We start from the raw sequence: 21,312 nt of genomic DNA on the forward strand, positions 1-21,312 counted from the left end.
ATACAAAGGAAAATTATCATGACCGCAGTGAAAGTTCTGATCGCGTTTTATTCTCGTAACGGCTCGACCGAGGCGCTCGCGCAGGCCATTGCCGAGGGCGCCCAGGCGGAAGGAGCCGAAGTGCGGCTACGCCGCGTTCGTGATTTCGTCGCTGAGGAAGTGATTCAGAGTGTGCCGGGATGGGCGGCCAACCGCGACCGCATGCACGCTCAGTACGAAGCGCCGACCGGGGGAGACGCCGAATGGGCCGACGCAATCGTCTTTGGATCCCCGACCCGGTTCGGCAATGTCAGCTCCGAACTGAAATCGTTTGTAGACAGCCTGGGCGGTCTGTGGTTCCAGGGCAAGCTGAACGGCAAAGTCGGCTCGGCCTTTTGCTCGACATCGACCCGGCACGGCGGCAATGAAAGTACGAATATCACGATGTTCAACTTCATGGCCCACCTCGGACTGATCGTTGTTCCGCTCGGCTACGCCGACCCCGCCATGTTCCGCGGCGCCGGAACGCCGTACGGAGCGAGCAGCGTGTCCGGCCAGGACAACACTCCGCCGTCGGAAGACGATCTGGAAGTCGCCCGTTACCAGGGACGCCGCACGGCGAAGGTGGCGCGGCTGCTGAGCGCCGCGGAATAGACCGGAGAACGAGGAACGATCCTCGCGATCCGTTCCACGCCTTCCGCGCCCGCGAACGATCCGGCGTCTCCCAGAGAGGGTTCCGATGAGAATCGTAAGATCTCAAGTCAGCAAGCGAAAACACTCGACCCCTCGCCAATCGCACTGGGAGAGCCGGACATCCGCCGGCGCGGGAAGGAGGCCCCGCGCTGTTCGCACACAGGAGATTCCGTTGAAGACCCCTGACGACCGAGACCGCCGGATCGCGGACTGTTTGCAGCGCGTGCTTTTGCGGACATCGCTTCAGGAACTGACGCCCAATCTCACCCTGGAAGCGTATTACGAGGCCGTGATGGAAGAAGCGGCGGTCGGCGGCGACAGCTTCGACGCATTTCCCCTTGACGGCGGACGCGTCGCGCTGATGGTCGGCGACGCATCCGGCAAGGGGCTGGGGGCGGCGGAGCGGATTGCCGAGGTCCGCTTCGCGCTCCGCGCGTTTCTGCGCGAGCATGTGGATCCCTGCCGGGCGCTCGCTTGTCTCAACGACTTTGTCTGCGACGCCCATCGTCTGGGAAAGCGCGAGGACAGCGCGTTTGTCACGCTGACTCTGGTGGCGCTGAACAGTCTTTCGGGGGAGATGATCTGTCTATGCGCCGGCGGCGAACCGCCGCTGATCCTGCGCGCCGGCGGCGCGGTCGAAATGGCGCAAGTCCAGGGAATGGCGCTGGGTTTCCTGCGCGACCAGGAGTACTCCTACGCGCGCCTGCGCCTGGATCCGGGCGACATGGTCCTGCTGGTGACGGACGGGCTGACGGAAGCGCGCGCTCCGCAAGCCGGCCTCCGCCCTCGCGCTCGGACGTTTTTAGGCGTCGAAGGAATCGCGCGTCTGGCCCGCCAGGCGCAGGACCCCAGGGCGCCGCTGGAGACGATCGGCCAATCGATCTTCGACGGCGCGCGCGCCTTCGCCGGTGGCGCGTTTCACGATGACGCCTGCCTGCTTTTGGCGCGGCGGGAAAATTAGGAACTCTGGGTTAGGGGCATACCCTGCATCTTTTTTATCAATCACCGCACGCGCGGCTGGGTATCTTTCGCCATCGGCGTCTCGGTTTTTCTCGGCCGGCGTGCGCGCATGGTCGTAAAAAGCCCCAGCGTCGTGACGATCAGATAGATAAAGCTGCCGCCGACATGCGCGAACAGCAGTCCCATATAGAAGAGGGACGCGTGGCGCAGGCTGAGCACGCCGATGAGGGCGCCGAATTCGGTGCTGGATTCAATGGCGATTGTCCAGAGCATCGCCGATCGCCGGGAGTATCCAGCTCCTAATAGGAGCAGCGCCAGGGCCAATCCTTCCGGCAGCTTGTGCACCGACACCGCGACCAGCAGCGCGAGGTCTGGATGCGCGCTGATCCGGTCTCCGACGACGACGGCGGCGCCGTCCATCATGCTGTGAATCCCCAGCGCGATCATCAGCAGGACGACGTTTTGGCCCAGGCGCTCGGTCGTCTGCTGATCGAAGCTGGAGATGGAGCACGACGGGCAGATATGATAAACGTATTTGCTGACCGCCCAGAACAGCGCGTAGCCGCTCGCCCCGGCGATGAGAAACTGCGGCCAGTTGAGAAGCGATTTGGCGTCGGGCAATACATCGAACAGCGTGACTCCGAGCAGCGCGGCCATCGCCGTGTAGACCAGCGCCTTCATGTGATGCGGGGCGACTTTGCCCAAGGAAACGCCCAGCGCGCCGCCGGCGAAGGCCATCAGCGTCGCAATGGTTGTCCGTAGTAAAATGAGTGTCATGCGTTCCTAGCGACTCGGTTCGAGAGACGCCCTCCGCTCCGCAATTTCGCGGCGCCGGTCAACAAGTGTGTATAATACCACACTCCACGGGCTATAATAGTGCATCATCGCACAAACCGGCTCGAACCGGTCCGAAAGTCAAAGACCATGACCTATTTCGCTTCCCGCTTTTTGCCGGCGCTGGGCTGCGCCCTCCTGGCGTCGCTCGCCAATGTTTCGCCGAGCCGCTCCGAAGCAAAGACGTCGCCGCAGACGCCTGCGATGGAGACGAATCTTACGCCCAACGAGGCCGGGCAAATCCCTATTTTGGAGTACCACGAACTCGTGCCGCGGCTCAAGGTTACGGGGTATCAATACCCATCCTCGCTGTTTCGGCGCGACATGGAGTGGCTTTATGACCACAACTACCGGCCGGTGAACCTGCTGGACTATGTGGCCGGCAAGATCGACTGCCCCGCCGGAATGTCGCCGGTGATCCTGACGTTCGACGATTCGTTGGGCGGCCAGTTCCGATATCTTCCCGATGGAACGATCGATCCTAACAGCGCGGTCGGGATTTTGGAAGATCTCCATCGCCGTCACGACGACTGGCCGCTGCGCGGCACGTTCTTCGTACTGACGGAGGGACATGGGAATTTGCCGCCGCCCTTCTACCAGAAGTCGACGGCGAAGAAGAAGATGAAGTATCTCGTGGCGGAGGGGTTCGAGATCGGAAACCATACCGTCAGCCACCAGCTCGGGATTCGCCACTGGACGGATGAGCATGTGCAGGCGGAGATTGGCGGGGCCGTGATCGATATCCAAAAGTACCTGCCCGGGTACAACGTTCAGGAACTCGCGCTGCCGTTTGGGGTCTATCCCAAGAACGATCACCTGGTTGTCAGCGGCGAGACTCGCGGCATGCCGTACCATAACGCGTGCGCGCTGCTGGCCGGCTACCGCCCCGCGCCGTCGCCGATGAGCAAATCGTTCGACCCTTACCATCTGGAGCGGATCATTCCCGGCGACCGCCAATTCGAAGTGCGGTACTGGCTGAGCTGGCTCCAGCAGAATCCCGCCAAGCGCTTCATCAGCGACGGCGACCCTACGACTTACACGCTTCCCGAAGCCTCGCGGCCGCGAATCAATCTCACGCGCTTACAGGCGATGGGATTCATCGCCCACTTCTCTCCAGGGCCAAAGGCCGTCCCCGCCGCGCACAAGCAGTCACACAAGCGTCAGCACAAAAAGTAGGGACGGCGAACGCGCAAAAAGCGGGTGCGCCTGATGGACACACCCGCTTTTTGTTTCTGCCGTTTCGTCGTCATAGCCCTAGGTTCCGACCCGCATCCCCGGTTTCGGGAGAGCTCATCACGCCCATCGCAGCGCTTCGGATTCCCACGGAACGGGGCGGGAGCCGAAACCCAGGGCTATGACGACGAAACGGCGTATCGGCGCGCTACGGCGCCAATTCTTTTTCCAATTGCTCGAGCGTTTTGCCTTTCGTCTCCGGAAGGCTGCGTACGATGAAGGCGAAGCCCATCGCGCAGATGACGCTGTAGAGCCAGAAGGTGCCTGACGGTCCCAGCTTCGCGTTCAGCAGCGGAAACGTGAAGGTGAGAATGAAGCTCGCGATCCAGAGCGCCCCGACCGCGACGGAGACGGCGGCGCCGCGAATCCGGTTCGGGAAGATCTCGGAGATCACGACCCAGGTGACCGGCGCCAGCGAGGCGCTGTAGCAGGCGATGGCGGCGAGCACCAGGATCAGCAGCGGCGCGCCCTGCACCCCGGCGTGGTAGCAGAAGCCCATGACGCCGTAGATCACCGCCAGCGCGGCGGACCCAAACAGCATCAGCGGGCGGCGACCCCGATCGATCAGCCCCATGGAGACGAAGGTAAAGATCAGGTTCACGGAGCCGGTCCACGCGATGTTCTTCAGCACCGAGGAGATATCGTATCCGGCGGCCTTGAAGATATCCTCGGCGTAATTGAAGATGACGTTGATGCCGCACCACTGCTGGAACACGGCGAGCGTGACGCCGATCATAAAGACGCGCGCCATGCGCGGGTGCAGCAGATCCCGGAACGTGGCCTTTTCCTGATCCTGCGCGCTCAAGGCCGCTTGATCGCTTTCGATCTCATCGGCGTAGGCGGGACCGCCGATACGGCTCAGCGTTTCGCGGGCCGGGCCAAGGATTCCCTTCGTCATCTGCCAGCGCGGGCTTTCCGGCACGAAGAACATGCAGACGAAGAACAGCACCGACGGGACGGCGGTCAGCGCGAACATCCAGCGCCACCCCTGCTGTCCATACCAGGAGGTGCGGATAAACTCATCCGTCGCTCCCGCCGGCAGGTTGCGCACGACATAGAAGTCGATAAACTGCGCGAGCAAAATCCCCACCACCACCGTCAGCTGATTGACGGCGACGAGCCGTCCGCGCACATTCGCCGGCGCCACCTCGGAGATATAAAGCGGCGAGAGGCTGGAGGCCAGGCCGATGGCGACGCCGCCGAGAATCCGCCACGTGACGAACGTCTCGAAACTGTTCGCCAGCGCATTGCCGATCGACGTCACCGTGAACAGCAGCGCCGACGCAATCAGCAGCCGTTTTCGACCCAGACGATCGCTCATCGTTCCCGCGACAATGGCGCCGATCAGGCACCCCAGCAGCGCGCAGCTGTTGACCCACCCCGACGCCGACGCGCTCTTGATCTGAAAGAAGCTCTCAAAGAACGGCTTCGCGCCGCCGATTACGACCCAGTCGTAACCAAAGAGCAGCCCGCCGAGGGCGGCGACGATGGAGATCAGCCAAACATAGGCGCTATTGATCTGCACGGCGCTGATATTCGTTTGGGACCTGTTTTGGTCGATGAGCATGATGATATCCTTATCTTGCGGACGGCGGCGCTGCCTGAAGATGGACGCGTAGGCCCTCACCCGGCCCTTCGGGCCACCCTCTCCCAAAGGTCTGGGCGAGGGTTAAGAGTTGGATCAAAGATCCAAAAGATCTTATCACTAAAACTCTGACTCCCCCTCTTCCAATTTTGGGAGAGCCGGGTACCCGCTTGCGGGTGGAAGGGGGTGAGGGCCTCTCTTCCCCTATCCAATACTCCCCGCCAGCTCCGCCGCGAGCGCGTGGCTGGGGTCGTCCGCCAGAATTGCTTCGAGCAAGGCGTGGGCGTTGTCACACTCGCCCATGCCCGCCAGCGCCTGCGCTTGCAGGAAGCGGGCGGTGGTTTCCTGGCGCTTTTGAATGTCGTCGTCGAACAGCAGCATGGTGGGCAGGGAGGTGGCGAAGTAGTCGATCTTTGCTTCGTCGCGCTCCAGCGCCAGGGCGTAGTCGCGCAGCGCGGAGAGCATGGACTGCGCTTGCGCTTCGTCGCCGAGTCTGCGCTGCGACAGGGCGGAGAAGTAGGTCATTTCCGAGAAGGCGCGGACGCTCATCTCCTGGAAGTCGCCCCGGAAGTTGGCCGCCGCCGACCAGTGACGGCGCGCGCTGTCCGTATCGCCGAGCATGGCGCAGGCTTCGCCGATCCAGAAGTGGATGTCGCTCTGATTCGCCAGCAGGTGCTTGGCTTCGCTCAGGTTGTCGGGCGCGGTCAATGCGGCCTCGAAGCAGCGGCGGGCTTCGGCGGGAGCGTTCACGCTCAGCGCCTTGCGGCCCAGCGCGAGGTAGGTGCGGACATACTGGCCGAGCGCCTGGCCCTCGCCGCCTTCCCAGGGCTGGAAGCGGCGAGACGAGAGCAATTCCAAGGCGCGCTGGGGCTGATGGGTCTGGTTGTAAAGGGCGCAGATCTCCACGCACAGATCGTCGCGCTTTTGGACGAGATCCGGCCGCGCCTCCAGCGCGCTCAGGCGCTCCTCGGGGGCGACGCCCAGGCGTCGCCAGAGCTGGTCGCGCTCGAAGAGAAGACGGGCGTCTTCCGGCGCGGCGGCCACGGCGCGGTCATAGGCGTCGCGCGCGGCGTCGGGTTTGCCGGCAATGTTGAAGTAGCCGATTCCCAGATTGCGCCATGGAATGGAGAACGAGGGGGCGAGGGCGACGCTTTGCTCCCAGAGCGCGATCGCTTCGTCGTGGCGTCGTCGGTCGTAGAGCAGGCAGCCGAGGTAGTAGGGCGCATGGGCGTCCTGAGGATTGGCGCGCATGGCGGCTTCCAGCACCGCGATTTCTTCCAAACGCGCGGGAAAGCAGTAATCCGGCGACTGCGCCGTCGCTTCCTGATAGAAGCGCCGCGCTTCGTCGGTTCCGCCGAGCCGTTCGTACAGACGGCCGAGCGTATAGCGCAGCATCGGCGCTGCGCCCCAGCTTTGCGTGGAAAGCCCCTTGGCGTCGGAATACGCCGCATCCTGGCGCATGGCCTTTTCGATGAGCCCAATCGCTTCTTGGTAGAGACCCGCCCGCGCGTGATCGTGCGCGATATCGAGCGCCGTCTGCAAGTCCTGCGTCATTGTTTCGCCGGCGAGAATCCGCGCCCAGCCGTCCAGGCGATCCAGCCGCAGTGTCTCCGCGACCAGATAGCGGGCTTCATCGGCATATCCCAGCCTGCCCAGGACAACCGCTTTGAGATTGCGCGCGCCCAGGCGCTCCGTGTCCAGGCGCAGGGAGCGGTCCAGGTGCTCCAGGGCGTCGCGCCATTCACCGCGCCGGCAGTCGAGTTCGGCGATGGCGTGATAAGCCGCCGCGCCCCATGCCTGATTCCAGGTCGCCTTGTAGAACGCCGCGTAGGCGGCGTCGAAGAGCGTGTCGGACGGCGTTTGTGCGGCGTCCATCCGCAACCGAAGGCACATTCCGAGGTTGTAGTGCGGCTCGCCGTCGTACGGGTTCGGATTGCGATGGGTAAGGCGCGCAATCGCCTGACGGAAGTGCGCTTCGGCAAGCTCCAATTCACCCCGCTTCAGGCGCCAGAGGCCGAGGGCGTTGTTGCAGCGCGCGTCGAGCGGATCGCGGCGCACGGCTTCCGTCCAGTAGGGAACGGGGCTGCGGGTCGCGTGCCGATACTGTTCCAGGTGCAGCCCGGTCAGATAAAGCTCGTCCGCGCTGGCGATCTCGGCGGGCGCCGGCGGCTCCGTCGCGGCGGCGAACTCATCCGCCGGGACCGTGTTCCCCGGAGTGTACTTGAGGATCGTTCGGCCGAGTCGATCTTGAACGCGCAGAGTGACGCCCTCTTTGTCCAGCGTGTCTGGGATCACGCATTGCGCGATAAACGGATCGCCCGGCGCCAGGTCCGCTCGCCAGGTCTGGGTGAAGTCGGCGCCGGTGAGCTGGATTTCGGCGTCATCGAACTCCGACGTGACGCTCACGCCGACCTTCGCCGAGCGCCGATCGAAGTCCAGCCGGACGGCGCAGTCAAGATTTGCATGCTGCGCGGCGCCGATCTTCTGGATGGGATACCAGTACTGGCTCCAGGTCTTGGTTTCTCCGGGCTGCAAAAACGAGAAGTCCGGCTGGTTGTCGGTGTAGACGCCGGCCATCAGTTCGATATAGGGGCCGTCCGCGTCGGTCAGGTTGCGATCCCAGGCGTATCCGAACTCATGGTTGCCCCAGGTCCATTGCTTCTTGCCTGGCGAGAGATGATGATTCGCGATATGCACCACGCCCGCGTGCGCTAGATGGTCGTAACCGCCGAAGAAATCCTCGCGGGAGCCCATCGCCATATAAGACGTCGGGACGGGGATATTGGCGTACCAGGAGAGATCGTTGGCGGCGTAGGCCGCGAGACCGTCCCAGGTTGTTTCCGGGCGCAGCGCCGGCGGGACGAAGTGCGCGGGGACCTCCGACGCCGGGACGCCGGTCCGCGCGCGGCCGGCGTAGTCCACGCCGTAATAGGAGGCTTCGCAGAAGGGATAAGCGCTGATGGCGCGCTTGGCGTGGTCGGCGACGTGCGCGACATCGGGCGGCAGGAACGATTGATAGCCTTCGTGGACGCGGGCGCAGAGATTCGCCCACCATAGAAACGTCTGCACGAAGGGCGTGCGGTTATGCGCCCGGACTTTGAGCTCCACGTACGCACTGTCTGGATGCAGGCAGACGCCGTGCATTCCCTTCATATGCGTCAACGGATCGTGGTCGCCGCACCAGACGATCGCGGAGCCGTCGATACACTGCTCGATCTCAAAATCGACCGGCATAAATGTCGCCGGTCGGTGGTGCTGCGGCCAGTTGAACTCGATGCCGCCCGAGATCCACGGCCCCGCGAGACCCACCAGCGCCGGCTTGATCACGTTTTGCCGGTAGATCACGTCGTATCCATTGGTCTTGTCCAGGATGACGTGGATGCGTCCGCCGATCTCCGGCAGGACCATCACCTTGAGATAATCGTTCTCCAGCCAGACGGCGCTCCAGGTCTGATCGGACGCCGTGTCGTCAATGCGGTCGGTGAAGGGCAGGGGGTAGACCTTGCCGCTGCTGCCCTGGTAGACGCGCTTCTCCAGAAACATCGGATTTTTATCCGGCGCGTGCGGCAGATATGTTGGGATGACCACGTCTTCGCGCCAGACGCGGACATTGTCGATGCGGTCGTTCATGGGTCGGTGCTCCAGAGACAATCCGTCGCGAGATACTATGAGTATCCCGCTGAAAGTCTCATGATCAAAATATTTGGATAGCGATCGTTGCAAATATGGCGTCTGTAGAGTATCCTCTGAGATAACTTCCCAGTGCGCGATCGCCGATAGATTTATTATAAGCGCGGGACGCCTGGCGCGCAATAGCGAGAAGCGCTAAAAAATTATTGATTTCTGCTATTCTGTTTTGAGGCGAAAATATGATCAAGGATCGAATAGAAATCGACCTGCCGGAGTACCTGCATCTTTTGACAGGTCACTACGACAAAGATCCCGGCTATCGTTCGATACGCGAGAAGGGGACGGACGACTGGCTGGTGATTGCGACGCTGGGGGGATCGGGGCGTTTTGGATCGGGTGATGACGCCATCCTGACGCGCCGGCTCGATGTGGTGCTGACGCGTCCGGGCGTGGCGCATGACTACGGCTCGGCGCCGGGCGCGGATCACTGGGAGCTGCTCTGGGCGCATTTCCAGCCGCGCCCGCACTGGTACAACTGGCTGATCTGGTCGGCCGGCGACGGCCCGATGGCGGTGCGACTGTCGGAGGAGCGCTGGGAACAGGCCCTGGCGTGTCTGCGCCGCAGCCATCAATTGGCGTCGAGCACGCAGACGCACGGTCTGGACTTCGCGATGAACGCCCTGGAGGAGATGATCCTGGTGTGCCACAGCCAGGTGATGCAGGCGCAGCCGACGATGGACGAGCGGATCACGAGCGTCCTTCAATACATCCACAGCCATCTGACCGAAAAAGTCAGCGTGCAGCTTCTCGCCGATATGACCGCCCTATCGCCGTCGCGGCTCGCCCATCTGTTCCAGAAACAAGTCGGCGTCGCGCCCATGCAGTACCTCGACCTCCAGCGGATTGAGCGCTCAAAGCTGCTGCTGGAGCGCACCAGCAGCGGGATCAAGCACATCGCCGAGGAAGTCGGCATGGACCCGGTCTATTTTTCGCTGCGCTTCAAGCAGCACACAGGCGTTAGCCCGCGCCGATACCGGCAGCGGGCGCTGACGGGAGAGCAGCACGCATAAGGACGCCACGCTCGCCTGGAGCGATTGCAGATTTTGTCAGCATGATTGACACGGCTTGGAATCAATGATATACTCATGTTATTAATATAATCAAGTCAGTGAGCAGCACTGATGCAGCTGATGATGATTGCGAACCATAAACGGCATTGTCGGCGGACAGGCTCCAAGCGCGCTAGTTCGAAAAATAATGGATTGACAGCAATCTTAACCGATGATATAATGATACTATCGATATAATCATTACTTAAGCGCAACAATGAGAGTCGGTTGAGCCCAAAGGTCAGTTCACGGAAAGAGGTGATCGTCGGCTGTTATGGACGAGATCGGAATGCTTATGAGTTGGAATCTTAAATTTCGTTTCAGCGCCCTTTAATCCATGCGACATAAGAGAGGTGAGACTTTGATGAACCTGAACAATCGGAATGCGAAGAAAGCATTCACTTTGATTGAATTACTAGTTGTTATCGCAATAATTGCGATTCTTGCCGCGATCCTGTTTCCAGTATTCGCCAAGGCGCGCGAGAAGGCCCGGCAGACCGCCTGCTCTTCCAATCTGAAGCAGCTTGGCCTGGCCACCATGCAATACAATCAGGACTACGATGAAAAGTTTCCCGCCAGCAACTGGTATGGAAGCGGATGGGAATCTCGGCTCTTCCCTTATGTGAAGTCCCCCGGCGTTTTTGTGTGCCCGGACGACGGGACGCCGCAGACGGGAACGCCGACCGGTACGGCCTATCCCATCTCCTATGCGGAAAATGCAGTCATCGCTGGTTACGGCGGCGCCACGGCGTCCAGCAATCCTTACGGCAATTACACGGGGGGATGCCCGCTGTCGGTAATGGCGGCGCCGGCCTCCACGGTGATGCTTTACGAATGTCAGGGGCAGCAGATCCTCATCGGCAACCCGATGGAAGGCGTCGGCGACATCCTTCCGCGAGGAGATACCGGAATCGCCATCGGCCCGACCGGCGCGAACGCTTGCGCCACCTACGGAAAGCAGCCCAGTTGGGAAGTTCCGCTGGCCGCGAACCGTCATGACGCGACATCGTTCCTAAACCCGTATCTGATGGCCGATGGGCATGTCAAGGCGCTGCGCGTCACCCAGGTCGGCGATCCCTGCGGCGGCTCCAATCCGGACAATCTCGTCCAGGACGGACCGGGCCTGGGCGCCGGACCCAGTGTGAACAACCTGCGGAACTTCGCGGTGACGTTTCAGATCCAGTAAGCTTATCGATCTACAGCCTGCGCGCCAATGGCGCGCAGGCTTTTTTTTATGTGTGAGTGGAGAACAGGATGCTCCTGGCCCCACAGCTCACTAGGATAGGTTTTTTGCGTAACGGGCAATAAATTACCCGGCTGGGGGCGCTTCGCATTAAGGACCCCGCAATAAATTACGGGGCTGGGGGCGCTTCGCGCCGACCGTCCGTCCCGGACGGAAGAGTGCAATCGTATGCGGTTCTTTGTCTTCCGTCCGGGACGGTGGGCGCATCCACTCACACATGAAAAAGCGCGGGGCCAGCCCAGTATTCACTGGATTGCCCCCGCGCCGTGTGGCTTGAATGGTGACTTCGGTCGGTTAGTGCAGGCCTAAATCCATCCAGGAGAAGGTCTCCCAATCGCCGGGCGACGTGGCCCACTGCGCCTCCAGACGCTTGACGTCATTCGGATTATAACTCACGTAGTCGCTGTCGATCGTCGCTTGCAGCGCCACATTGCTTCCTCCCAGGCTCACCCATTTGAAGGGCTCCCACGCGCCGATCGTTGTCCCGAGGTCGGCGCGCAGCACCCGGCTCGACTGGTTCATGTCCACCGACACGTATTTTCCGGTCTGCTCGCTGAGCAAGGCGATATTGCCGCTGCCGGCGTCGCGGACGTCGAAGTATTCCCATGTGCTCGGCGATGCTGCGAGCGACGCCTTCAGATAGGTGCTGTCGGTCTGGTCCGTCGAGACGTAGTAGCCCGCGGTCGGGGAATAAAGCGCGATCCGATGCCCAATGGGCAATGGCGCGGTGAAGGTGATCGAGTCGATATTGAAGCCGCTGGTGTCCTCCATGAGAGTAAATACGTGCAGGCCGGGCGTGAGATTGACGCCGCTGACGCTGACGGTCGTGTAAGTCGACCATCCGCCGGTGCTCGGAATGTTGACGGTTCCCGTGAGGTTGTTGCCGCGCTCATCCTGCAAGTGGAAGCGGCCGCCGGTGGCGCCGGACGAAGCCCGGAATCCGAGGGTGTAGGCGCCGCCCGAGGCGACATTGACCGTGTACCGCAGCCACTGGCCGGCGTTGGAAGATCCGACGCAATAGCCGTTGCTGGCGCTGGCGTCGGCCCCGACCGCCGAATTGTTATCGGCGCGATAAGCGGTCTGGCCGCCGTTGACCGTCTGGTTATACGCAATTCCCTGGCCGCCGGTGTCGTAGTTCTCCGCCTCGACCACGCCGGGGACGGCCGCCGGCGTTCCGCCGAACGGAGCTTTGTTGGGGCCGAACCCCATCCAACGGAAGTTCCAGCCGGGATTGTCCTGAGTCAGCGTCAGCGCCTGCGAGCCGGCCGCCAGCGTGATGTTCGCCGTCACCGTGGTCCAGTTCTGATATCCGCCGGAGGCGGGAATGCTGACTTCCCCCGTGGCCGCGCTCCCTGCCGAACTTGTCAGATGAAACGCGTTCGTGACGGCGCTGGGGGCCGCCACGCGGAACGTGACCGCGTAAGTCCCGGCCGTCGCCACGTTGACGGTGTACTTGAACCACTGACCGGCGGCGGCCCAGCCGATATCGTAGCCGCCGGCGGCGTCCGACGTCGTTTCGAGGTCTACCCCGTCGGGGCGGTAGCTGTTCGCCGTTCCATTGACGGATGCGACGTTGTAGCCGACGTTCTGTCCGCCGGTATTGTAGTTGCAGGCGTCGAACACGCCCGGGATCGCCGCCGCTCCGCCGCTGTAGGGGACGTTCGCCTGACGCGCCCCGGCCGTCGTCAGCACGACATAGAAGGTGCTCGGTTCGCTATTGGAAACCGCGCCGCCGTTCCAGGAAAGGGCGGAGGAGCCAGACGCATCGTGGGTGGCGACGGTGACCGAGGTCGTCGCGGCGCCTCCCGTCGCTGTCAGGTTCACTCGGTTTCCCGTCAGATCGACGCGTTCGGCCGTGGTCACTTGACTGAGGGGGAAAGGGAATGTGAGCGTAACATTGGCGTTATTGTTATAATCGGCGGGGGCGAGATGGACGGCGGCGATGATATTGTTGCCGACGCTGAACGTCTCGATCGACCGGTTTGTTGGGACGGGATCCGCGCCGCTCAGACCGGCGATGGAAGTTTTGACGCCTGGGTACGCGGCGATCGTTCCGCCGCCGAACAGCAGTCCCAGCTCTTTTAACTGCTGACCGTGAAAGGTGAGCGTGGAGCCGTTGTAAATCGATCGGTTGTCGCTTCCATCCCGGACAAAGTAGAACAGCTTATACTTGTCGGCCGCGTTCCATTGATTGCTGAGCCCCCAATAGAGCGTTCGGGGATAGTTGTTGGCGACATAGACCTGGTCGTAGGTCCAGCCGCATTCCGTTTGCCAGATCGCGAGTTTGGAATAGCCCCGGGAATTGGCCGCCTTGCGCAGGCTATCCATGTGCCACGCATTGTAGTAATGCATGTCCAGTACGTCGATGTTGCCCCAGGCGTTGTAAGTATCGAGCTGGTTGACATACTCCTGGACCGAGGACGTGGGAGTGGAGGGGTAACCGCCATAAACGGCTTTTCCGCCCAATTGATGGATGAGCTGACCGGTTGGATTGAGGACGTAGTTGAAGTAATCGGCCCAGGAACCGTCGGGCCAGAACGAGCTGGCGGGCGAGTAGGCTTCGTTCCAGATCTGGTAATACTGGATGTTATAGGGAGCGGCGCGCAGGGTCTGCACGACCTTGGTGACGTAATTGGTCCAATCCGACCCCCAGACGCTGGGGTTATTGCTCTGCCAACTGGGGATGCCGTCGAGGACGCGCAGGGTGCGGGAGCTTCCCCCAGGCCACTGGAGCGCATTGGCGCCGTAATTATTGATCACCGCCTGATTCCAGGTTCCCTGCGTCGCCTCAATCGTCCCCCACCAAATCTCAGAGTAGGACCTTGCGGGGTTGGGGCGGGTCCAGCCATACGCGACGTTATCCAGAGCGTCGCCCTCTTCGCCATGGTTCACTCCAGAGAATTCGTTCCAGGTCGGACCGGGCCACGTTTGGGCGTTCGCGCATACCGAAGGTGGTAATATTGCGATAAAAGCAAATACGCTCAAGTGCGTCATCGCCTTCGAAAGTGACGGAATTCGACGATCAGTACTCAGTTTCATGACCAAAGCCTCCTTGGATTGTCATTCGAAATACGGTTAGATATCTTTTATAGCAAAGAAACCTATTCGCCCAATTGCCTCTCAGCAATCGCGCTATTTAATATTATACGTGATTCTTGATTATATGTAAAGCATGGATTTTTTCCTCGGCGATCTAGGCCAGCGAAGTGGAAAGTCGTAAGAAAAATTCGTTCGCTAAGGCGTATTCTGTAACATCATATTTCGTTTTTAGGTATAACTAAGAATGTGGGGCGAAGTTGTGTATGGTGCCGCGAATGTGGCGCAGCAGTCGACGAAAGGACCTTCATTGATGAGAACAGGGACTCGCGGGGATTTCCGCCAGGTGAAATCTAGAAATGTGAAATCTAGAATTTGGACGCGACTTACCGCCGCATTGCTGCTCGCGGGGTCGATGTCCTTTGCAGCCCGCGGTCACGCGCAAAATTGGCCGGGGCCAACCTGGACTGAGTTCTCCGGGACTAACCAGGCGGCTCAGCCGGACGAGCTCTTCGGCGGCGTCGTCGGCTGGAACCGCCCGGAGCCTGTCGGCTGGGATGAGCGCGCGCCCGGACAAGTCGGCCATAAAACCCTGGACGAGATCGGCAAGAGCATTCTGATCTGGAAAAAAGCCGGCGTCACGCCGCTGGTGGCCCTCGGCTATACCGAAACCTGGGCGGCGGATAAGAGCGCGCGCGAATGGATCGACGCGGAAAACATCAAATGGACGATCGCGCCCAATCCTGATGGGACATTCACGTTCTGCAAATATACGCTCTCCGGCAAGGATTGGGCTCTCCAGTCCACCTGGAAGAACCCCGGAACGGAACTCTCAAAATGGCCGTCGGCAAATCCGACGACGTGGACGGATTATGTCGCGCGCACGGTGAAGTTCCTGCATGCGCCGCCCTATAACATCCAATATTTCCAGATCTGGAACGAAGCGTGCGACAATCCCACCACCGGATTCTGGGTCGGCAATATGGATGATTACATGAGAAAAATCCATTTGCCGGCGGCCGCCATCATCCATGCCGCCGGAGCGAAAGTCGTTTATGGCGGCTGGCCGTCCGTGAGAACGCCGGCGCAAATGACCAGCCTCTTTGACAAATATCACGCCTGGGGCGCAATCGATATCCTCGACTGCCATTATTACGATCCAACGGCGATGGCGGCGCTCCGAACCGACGCCGACCAGCGCGGCTTCAAAAAATTAGGCGTTTGGCAAACGGAGCATGGCTTCATGCCGGATAAAACTTATGTGGCGAACTTCTATCCGCGCGTTCTGTCCTGGTCGCTCACCCATCAATGGAACACCCCGAACAAATACAAGTTATTCTATTTTGCGGAGTGGGCGCCCGACGACCCGAAGGCCTACGGCTATGGAAACTGCCTTCGCGCCGGATCGACATTGAACTGGCATGGGAAGGAGCTCAAGACCCTCTCGGATCTATTTGGCAAGGACGTTCTGTCCGCATATTCGGGAATCAGTTCCGTCCCGGCATTGCCCCAGACCTTCAACGCCGACACATCCATGCAAGGGTTCGCGGCGGGAAAGAAGATCGTGGTCGCCGTGCATCTCAAGCCCAGCGACTACGATCAGTATTCGTCCCTGACCTTGAAGTTCAAAATCCCCAAGAGCCAAATAATCTCGGCGCAGCGAGTCGACCTGACGGGGAATTCCGAGGCATTGACGCCGACCGGAAGCGCAGCGACTTCCGTCTCCGTGTCCACGCAGGATGCTTCCGGCAGCGACGCCCGCGCATGGAACGAAGGCGATCAGAAGACGCCGCGCACCTTTTACGTCGTGCTGACATGCCGCAAGGCGGTGAGGGGAGGTTAATCGCACGATATGGCTTCGCCCCTCCGCCCCATCCTGGGGAACCAGAGAAGATGCCCCCCGACCTCACGGGGGCGGGGGCATCCCCGCTAATTTCAGGAGTTCACGGACGCGGTGCTTTCGCGGATCAGGAGGGTGGGCGGGAGGAGCACATGGGTCGGCTCGTCGCTGGCGTCATGGAGGAGGTCGAGCGCTTTTTGGACGATTTCCGCATGCGGCTGCGCGATCGTTGAAAGCGCCGGCTGTGTGAATTTTCCGGTGGAAATGTTGTCGAAGCCCAGGACACTGACTTCCTGAGGCACACGGACGCCATTCTCCGCGCACCATTTCAGCACCCCGAACGCTCCGGCGTCGGAGACGGTAAAGATGGCCGTGGGGGTGATCCGCTGGCCCATGACCGCCGGCATATTATCGTAGGCGGCCTGGAACGAATCTTTCCAGCTGCTGGTGGAGCAATGCACGACGCGCGCTTCCAAGATCTGGTTTTCGCGCGTATAGTCGTCAAATGTATTGACGCGCGTCACGATCGTCCCATGCGACATTGGCTCGTTCACCAGGAGAGTAATGCGCCGGTGGCCCAGGGCGATCAGATGGTCCACCCCGAGCCGAATGCCCGCCGCGTCATCGACGCCGACAAACGCCCCCGGATAACCGGCGATCAGCGTATCGATGTTCACCGTATGGTAGCGCCATTGTGAAAATGTCCGCTGCAAATCGCGTGTGATGTCGGTCGGATTCGCCAGAAGAATGAAACGGATTTGGCGTGGCGAATGTTCGACCTTGGCGAAGATGCTCGACGGCGTGTCCGTCTCCGTGACGTAAAATACGTCTGCCCGCCGGCCACGATTCTGGCACTCCTGAATCAAATCGTTGATGCTGGCTTCGGAGCCAAGGCATACCGCGATGATCCCGACCCGGTAGTCCGTCGTCTTATTTTCGTCGCTTTTGCGGACAACCGTGCCTTTCGAAACGCGCCGGACCAAGACGCCTTCCCGTGACAGCTCCTGCATCGCCCTGCGGATCGTAATCTTGGAGACGCCCAGTCGCTCCGTGAGCACAGCCTCTGTCCAAAATTGCTCTCCGTCGTCGAAGTACTCGTCGATCAGGTTGCTTAACGCGAGACGCACTTGCGCGTAGAGCGGCATGTCCGACGTTCGCTGGTTAATGATGAGATTGTCTAGCAGTTCAACGGAGGCAAGGCTGTTCATTGATACTCCAGCCGAAGCGAGCGATTAAATTCATTTTGACGCGACCGGTCCTTAGGATGCGAAAAACGGCCGGTCGTTCGTCCCATAGTTTACCCGATTACCGTCTATAAGAATATAATCAATCCGAGGATATTCTCAAAATTTATGACTGTCCGTACGGACCTGAGGCGGAGGGGGCGCGGGCGAGCTTGCGACGCTATCGCAGGTATGTGCTGAGGACGGTGTAAAGGTCTTCCGTTTTGAACGGCTTTGTGAGAAACCCGTCCATCCCCGCGTCAAAGCATTCGGCGCGGTCCTCCGCCATGGCGCCCGCCGTCAGCGCGACGATCGGAAGCCGGCCGGCGTCCGCGCCGGCGCCCTCGCGCTTTCGGATCGCCCGAGTCGCCTCCCATCCGTCCATTTCCGGCATCTGGCAGTCCATCAGGACAAGGTCGTACGATTTGTCGCCGGCCATGGCCACGGCCTCGCGGCCGTTGCAGGCGACATCGACGGAGTGTCCCTGCTTTTCGAGAAGCCGCTTCGCCACCTTTTGGTTGATGGCGTTGTCCTCCACGAGCAGAATACAGGCGCCCTGGGAGGAGACGGCGGCGCTTTGCCGGGGAGCTCGATCCTGACGGATCGCCGGCGATGGGGACGGAGATTCGGTCTCGTGGCGGGCCAGGCGGACGCTGAACCAGAATGTGCTGCCCTGGCCGATCACGCTCAGCACGCCGATCTGCCCGCCCATAATCTCCACCAGCTGCTTGCAGATGGCGAGACCGAGCCCCGAGCCGCCAAAGCGGCGCGTGGTGGAGGCGTCGGCCTGCGAGAACGATTGGAAGAGGCGCTTCTGCGCCTCTTCACTGATTCCGATGCCGGTGTCCGTGACCCGGAACTCGATCAGGGCGTCGCGCTCTGTCAGCTCCCCGAGCTGCACGCGGACGGTCACGCGGCCGCGCTCGGTGAATTTGATGGAGTTGCCGACGATATTGGCCATGATCTGGCGCAGGCGGCCCGCGTCGCCGATCAGGGCGGAGGGGACATCGTTATCAACGTCAAAGATGACTTGCAGCCCCTTGGTCCGAGCGGCGCCGCCCATCAGGCTCACGATGTCCGCGACCGTGCGGCGCAAATCAAAGGGCAGGTGTTCAAAATCCAGCTTGCCGGCTTCGATCTTTGAGAAGTCGAGGATATCGTTGAGAATGGTCAGCAGGGACTGGCCCGAGGAGCGCACGGTTTCGGCGTAGTCCCGTTGTTCGTCCGTGAGGTTCGTGTCCAGCAGCAGGCTCGTCATGCCCAAGACGCCGTTCATCGGCGTTCGGATCTCGTGACTCATGCTGGCGAGGAACGCCGATTTCGCTTTGGTCGCCGACTGCGCGGCGTCACGGGCTCGGGACAGGTCTTCGTTGCGGCGCGCCAGGTCCTGGGCCGCCTGTTCCAGCGCCTCCTTTTGATGGTGCAGGATCGACGCGTAGTCCCGAATCTCTTGTTCGATGCGCTTCTGGTCGGTCAGATCGTGGCAGACGGAGAGCACCGTGGCGCCCCGGCTCAGCGAAACCGTCGTCTGCGTAACTTCGACATCGATCTGAGTCCGGTCCGGCCGTTCATGCGTCCATTCAAAACGTGTGCCGCCGTAGTCGCGCAGCTGCCGGGAGACGCGGAATTTTTTCTCGCTGGATCGCTGCCCGTCCGGCTGCATCTCCGGAGAAAAATCCATGGGGTTGAGACCGAGCAGATCGGCCTTCTCCGAGCCGCCAAGCAGGGACAGGGCCGCCGCGTTGCAGTCCACAATGCCGCCTTGCGTGACCGGGTCGAGAAGGAAGATCGCATCGGAGGACTGTTCGAACAGGACGCGGAACCGCTCTTCGGAAACGACGCGCTCGGTCACGTCGAAGCAAACGCCGATGAGGCCGCCGAAGGCGCCGTCGGCGTCTCGCACCGGCTGCAGTTCGACGTGCAAATATAATTGCCCCGCGCGTGTATCATAAGAAACCGCTTCTCCGGCCAGCGCCCGCCGGGTATTCGTTTCCATTTCCGGGTCGCCCCCGGTAAAGTCAAAGACCGATCGGCCCACGGCTTCCCCGGGTTTTAGGCCCAGCGCCGTCAGGCCCATTCCCTCGGACAGCACCACGATCCCGTTCGCGTCGGCGGCGTACAGAACGACGGGGGCGCTTTGCAGCAGCGCGCTCAGCGCCGCTTCCCGTTTGCTCAGCTGCTCCGCGCTGGCGCATAGCTGCGCCTCCAGTTCCTTGATCTTCGTGATATCCTGAACGTTTCCGAGGATGCGCGACGCCCGGCCGTCGGTGTGGCGCTCAAAAACGACTTCGCGACTCCAAATCCAGCGCCACGCGCCGCTGACGTGACGGACTCGGTATTCAATGTCCACGATCACGCCGTCGGGCACGTCGCCAAATCGATCGATATGGTCCACGAGACGGGGGATATCCTCGGGGTGAATGATCGCCTCCAGGAGATTCGGTCCCATTTCCGCGGCTTCCGAGAATGAGTACCCGAGGAAATCGGTCAGATTGCGATTGGAGTAGACATTCTCCTTAGCGTCCAGGTCGAACACAAAGATGATGCTGGCCGAGTTTTCCGAGATGCTTTCGGCGAAGCGGCGGCTTTCCCGCAGCTCCGCCTCCATGGCCTTGCGGTCGCTGATATCGCGCACGGCGGTGACGCGCGCCTGTTCCCCGTTCAGCGCAATGATGTGACCGCGGATCTCGGCGTCAAATGTCGAGCCGTCTCGCCGGCGCAGCAGCGCTTCGTAGGGCTGTTCGTAGTTGGCCGCGATATTTTGCAGGATAATGGTGCGGGACTCGGGCGTCATCAGCGCTTCGGGCGTGAATCCGAGCATTTCGGCGGGCGTATCGTATCCAAACATCGTCGCCAGCGCGGGGCTGGCCTCCACGAGAAGACCGTTTTGCCAGACGGAGACGCCTTCAAAGGCGGCGTCGGTAAGCCGCCGGAGCCGGGCCTCGCTTTCGGCGCGGGCGCGCTCCGCCGCGACTCGGGCGGTGATGTCGCGCGCGATGCACGAGACGCCGGTGATCTCCTCCTCGGCGCCCCGGATCGGCGAGAACGACAGCGCCGCGAAGAACTGGGAGCCGTCCTTGCGCCGGCGGCTTACCTCGACCGGGTCGATGGTCTCGCCGCGCATCAGGCGCGCGGTCACGCCGGGCAGCAGGTTATGTTCGCCCTCACCCGACAGAAACGAGGTGTTCTTTCCCAGAATCTCGCCGGCGCTGTAGCCGTACAGCTTTTCCGCGCCTTTGTTCCAGTGGACGATGGCGCCGTCGAGCGTCGCCCCCAAAACCGCTTCGTCAAACGAATCGACAATGGCGGCCAGCCGCTTCAGGTCCATCTCCGGATCGCGATGTACGACCGGCTTGGCGGCGGTCGCCGCTTGACTGTGTCCCGCAAGAAGCGCCTCCTGGTTTGCGATCTGGCGGCGCATCTCCGCGTGACTGACGGTTTGGCGGGCAAGCCGCCGCAGCGCGTCCATCTGTTCGCGGTCAAGACTGCGCGCGGCGTCGGTGTCCATCACCGCCAGGACACCGAAGAACTCGCCCTCTGAGCTTGTCAGCGGCGCGCCGGCGTAAAACCGAATGGGCGGGGAGAATGGGTGGGAGCGGGGAACTTCGTTCTGCGCCTGGCCGGCCGGCGCGGTCACGTGGATGTCATCGTAAAACACGGTTTGAGCGAAGAGAGTCTCGGCGCGCGCAAGATCACATTCCTCCGCGCCGGCCGTTCGAGTCCGCCACTGTCCGTTCGCGCCGAGCAGCGAAATCGCCGCCGACGAGGTCCGGCAAGACAGCAGCGCGAGGTGCGCGATGTCGCTCAGGAACAGTTCGTCGTCGGGGCTGATTTCCAAAGCCTCTCGTGAGGGCTCCAGTGAATTATTTTGGTTTCGCGACAGCACGTAGGCGCATTCCGTTTCGACCTGAGGGTGATGTTCAATTATCGGTATTTCCCGAGGGGAA

The 21,312-nt window shown here is 61.4% G+C and carries 12 protein-coding genes; 6 read left to right on the forward strand and 6 right to left on the reverse strand.

The window, feature by feature from the left end; translation table 11 throughout:
- Window positions 1-18 precede the first annotated feature (18 nt).
- Together wrbA and D5261_RS12775 are read left to right on the forward strand one after the other, a co-directional pair.
- On the forward strand, window positions 19-633 hold the full coding sequence (gene wrbA, locus D5261_RS12770) for an NAD(P)H:quinone oxidoreductase (protein WP_119321407.1): 615 nt from the start codon (window positions 19-21) through the stop codon (window positions 631-633).
- A gap of 211 nt (window positions 634-844) precedes the next feature.
- Window positions 845-1,633: a PP2C family protein-serine/threonine phosphatase gene (locus tag D5261_RS12775; protein WP_165864192.1), complete on the forward strand. Its 789-nt coding sequence runs from the start codon at window positions 845-847 to the stop codon at window positions 1,631-1,633.
- 41 nt (window positions 1,634-1,674) lie between these two features.
- On the opposite strand, the gene D5261_RS12780 is transcribed toward D5261_RS12775, so the two are convergent.
- Entirely contained in the window at window positions 1,675-2,409 is a 735-nt protein-coding gene (locus D5261_RS12780; RefSeq protein WP_119321409.1) for a ZIP family metal transporter, read from the reverse strand.
- A 147-nt stretch (window positions 2,410-2,556) separates the two neighbouring features.
- Between D5261_RS12780 and D5261_RS12785 the strand changes: the two genes are divergently transcribed.
- Entirely contained in the window at window positions 2,557-3,642 is a 1,086-nt protein-coding gene (locus D5261_RS12785) for a polysaccharide deacetylase family protein (RefSeq protein WP_119321410.1), read from the forward strand.
- Window positions 3,643-3,847: 205 nt separating this feature from the next.
- On the opposite strand, the gene D5261_RS12790 is transcribed toward D5261_RS12785, so the two are convergent.
- Both D5261_RS12790 and D5261_RS12795 read right to left on the reverse strand, forming a co-directional pair.
- Entirely contained in the window at window positions 3,848-5,266 is a 1,419-nt protein-coding gene (locus D5261_RS12790; RefSeq protein WP_119321519.1) for a sugar porter family MFS transporter, read from the reverse strand.
- 222 nt (window positions 5,267-5,488) lie between these two features.
- Window positions 5,489-8,914, reverse strand: a complete 3,426-nt coding sequence (locus tag D5261_RS12795; RefSeq protein ID WP_119321411.1) for a DUF5107 domain-containing protein — start codon at window positions 8,912-8,914, stop codon at window positions 5,489-5,491.
- Window positions 8,915-9,153: 239 nt separating this feature from the next.
- On the opposite strand from D5261_RS12795, the gene D5261_RS12800 reads away from it, so the two are divergent.
- Window positions 9,154-9,984, forward strand: coding sequence for a helix-turn-helix domain-containing protein (locus D5261_RS12800; protein WP_119321412.1), 831 nt, complete (start codon window positions 9,154-9,156; stop codon window positions 9,982-9,984).
- A gap of 403 nt (window positions 9,985-10,387) precedes the next feature.
- Complete coding sequence (locus D5261_RS12805; protein ID WP_119321413.1) at window positions 10,388-11,209, forward strand: DUF1559 family PulG-like putative transporter; 822 nt, start codon at window positions 10,388-10,390, stop codon at window positions 11,207-11,209.
- Between the two features lie 351 nt (window positions 11,210-11,560).
- Here D5261_RS12805 and D5261_RS12810 read toward each other — a convergent pair whose 3' ends face one another.
- Window positions 11,561-14,305, reverse strand: coding sequence for a carbohydrate-binding protein (locus D5261_RS12810; RefSeq protein WP_119321414.1), 2,745 nt, complete (start codon window positions 14,303-14,305; stop codon window positions 11,561-11,563).
- Between the two features lie 358 nt (window positions 14,306-14,663).
- Here D5261_RS12810 and D5261_RS12815 point away from each other — a divergent pair, with 358 nt between their 5' ends.
- Window positions 14,664-16,145: a hypothetical protein gene (locus tag D5261_RS12815; RefSeq protein WP_125205963.1), complete on the forward strand. Its 1,482-nt coding sequence runs from the start codon at window positions 14,664-14,666 to the stop codon at window positions 16,143-16,145.
- A gap of 92 nt (window positions 16,146-16,237) precedes the next feature.
- Here D5261_RS12815 and D5261_RS12820 read toward each other — a convergent pair whose 3' ends face one another.
- Both D5261_RS12820 and D5261_RS12825 read right to left on the reverse strand, forming a co-directional pair.
- Window positions 16,238-17,350 (reverse strand): substrate-binding domain-containing protein, encoded by a 1,113-nt coding sequence (locus tag D5261_RS12820; protein WP_119321416.1) that lies wholly within the window; start codon window positions 17,348-17,350, stop codon window positions 16,238-16,240.
- Between the two features lie 196 nt (window positions 17,351-17,546).
- Window positions 17,547-21,203, reverse strand: coding sequence for a PAS domain-containing hybrid sensor histidine kinase/response regulator (locus tag D5261_RS12825; RefSeq protein ID WP_165864193.1), 3,657 nt, complete (start codon window positions 21,201-21,203; stop codon window positions 17,547-17,549).
- Window positions 21,204-21,312 lie beyond the last annotated feature (109 nt).

This window comes from Capsulimonas corticalis (assembly GCF_003574315.2).
Classification (GTDB): Bacteria; Armatimonadota; Armatimonadia; order Armatimonadales; family Capsulimonadaceae; genus Capsulimonas; species Capsulimonas corticalis.